The organism is Lactiplantibacillus sp. 7.2.4 (assembly GCF_018991185.1).
In the GTDB taxonomy this organism is placed as follows: Bacteria; Bacillota; Bacilli; order Lactobacillales; family Lactobacillaceae; genus Lactiplantibacillus; species Lactiplantibacillus pentosus.
This window is the reverse complement of the sequence record NZ_JAGYGS010000146.1, coordinates 1-1,017: the sequence shown is the minus strand read 5'-3', so window position 1 is coordinate 1,017 and position 1,017 is coordinate 1. Positions and strand designations below refer to the sequence as shown.

Genomic DNA, 1,017 nt, shown 5'->3' with positions numbered 1-1,017 from the left:
AACTTCGCGATATCTTGATCGGTCAGTTCATCAAGGTCAGTTCCTTTGGGAAAATACTCTCGGATGAGACCATTGGTATTTTCGTTGGTCCCACGTTGTTGTGGTGCGTGCGGGTCTGGAAAATAGACTGAGATACCAAGCTCTTTACCGACTTCACGATAACCCGCAAACTCTGTACCTCGGTCTGGTGTAAGCGTACGAACGCGTTTAGGTGTGACTGTATGCAGGAGATCGATCATCGTTTGGGTCACATTCTTGGCATTCACTTTGGGAACCCGCTGAGATAATAAATACCGAGATTTGCGGTCCACCAAGGTTACCAGGGCCGAACGCCCGGTTTTACCGCGAACGGTATCACTTTCCCAATGACCAAACCAGCTTCGATTCTCACATGAAACAGGTCGTTCATGGACTGATGGGACATTATTAAAACGGCCACGTCGTTCGTTGACAGTTCCTTTAACCTTACGAGTTTTCCCACGATGTCGTAACTTTCGAGCGAATCCTCGAGCCCCATGACTTTTACGTTTAACGCCTAAATTATCTCGTTCAATTCCGCGATAAATCGTGTTGTAGCTGATATGCCAATTACTGTTCTCTAAAGATAAACGACCGGCGATTTGCTCGGGTGACCAGTGCCGTTGAAGAATACAGTGAAGGACAAAGTCGCGTAGCTTTAAATTCTCCAGTACCCTGAGGCGACGACTCTTTAATCGGCGCTGCTGATAGTTCTGCTGGGCTTTTACGGCGGAATAGGCACCCCGACCGCCGTTGCGTTTAATTTCTCGTGACACAGTGGCTTTGGAACAACCGATTTGATCGGCAATAACCTGGTAAGTATGATGTAAAGTTACACCTAACAGTATGCATTCGCGGTCTTTTAAGGTAAGATGTGTATATGGACTCATAGCCTAAGAACTCCTTTAGATGATTGTTATGGTGACTTCATTCTACAGGACTCAGGCTAGGAGTCTATTTTTATTTTCTTACTTGTTGCACTTCAATTGTAAATTCGTC

General features: G+C 45.7%; 1 protein-coding gene. It reads right to left on the bottom strand.

All coding sequences use genetic code 11. The features are described 5' to 3' along the window. Positions 1-908: IS30 family transposase (locus KGF70_RS16925; protein WP_216786528.1), on the bottom strand; the 908-nt coding region annotated here is incomplete at its 3' end. Positions 909-1,017 lie beyond the last annotated feature (109 nt).